Genomic DNA, 938 nt, shown 5'->3' on the forward strand with positions numbered 1-938 from the left:
CCGGACAGCACCACAGACCAGCTGCAGAACAAAACGCTCTGGTCGTCATACACCGAAATCATCGATGTGAAACAGTGCTACCCGAACACGGCACTGGTCGGCGTGCAGGTGGACTCGGAACAGTTCGGCAGCCAGCAGGTGAGCCGTAATTATCATCTTCGCGGGCGCATTCTGCAGGTGCCGTCGAACTATAACCCGCAGACGCGGCAATACAGCGGTATCTGGGACGGAACGTTTAAGCCAGCATACAGCAACAACATGGCCTGGTGTCTGTGGGATATGCTGACCCACCCGCGCTACGGCATGGGTAAACGTCTTGGTGCGGCGGATGTGGACAAATGGGCGCTGTATGTCATCGGCCAGAATTGCGACCAGTCGGTGCCGGACGGTTTTGGTGGCACGGAGCCGCGCATTTCCTGTAATGCCTGGCTGACCACACAGCGTAAGGCGTGGGATGTTCTCAGTGATTTCTGCTCGGCGATGCGCTGTATGCCGGTATGGAACGGGCAGACGCTGACGTTCGTGCAGGACCGACCGTCGGATAAGGTGTGGACCTATAACCGCAGTAATGTGGTGATGCCGGATGATGGCGCGCCGTTCCGCTACAGCTTCAGCGCCCTGAAGGACCGCCATAATGCCGTTGAGGTGAACTGGATTGACCCGGATAACGGCTGGGAGACGGCGACAGAGCTTGTTGAAGATACGCAGGCCATTGCCCGTTACGGTCGTAATGTCACGAAGATGGATGCCTTTGGCTGTACCAGCCGGGGGCAGGCACACCGCGCCGGGCTGTGGCTGATTAAAACGGAACTGCTGGAGACGCAGACCGTGGATTTCAGCGTGGGTGCTGAAGGGCTTCGCCATGTACCGGGCGATGTCATTGAAATCTGCGATGATGACTATGCCGGTATCAGCATCGGCGGGCGCGTGCTGGCGGT

General features: G+C 58.4%; 1 protein-coding gene. It reads left to right on the forward strand.

Translation table 11 applies throughout. The features are described 5' to 3' along the window. Window positions 1-938 (forward strand): host specificity protein J (locus tag C0K55_RS25690; RefSeq protein ID WP_172956565.1); only part of this gene is annotated, 938 nt, incomplete at both ends.

Source organism: Escherichia sp. MOD1-EC6098 (genome assembly GCF_002965865.1).
Taxonomy (GTDB): Bacteria; Pseudomonadota; Gammaproteobacteria; order Enterobacterales; family Enterobacteriaceae; genus Escherichia; species Escherichia marmotae.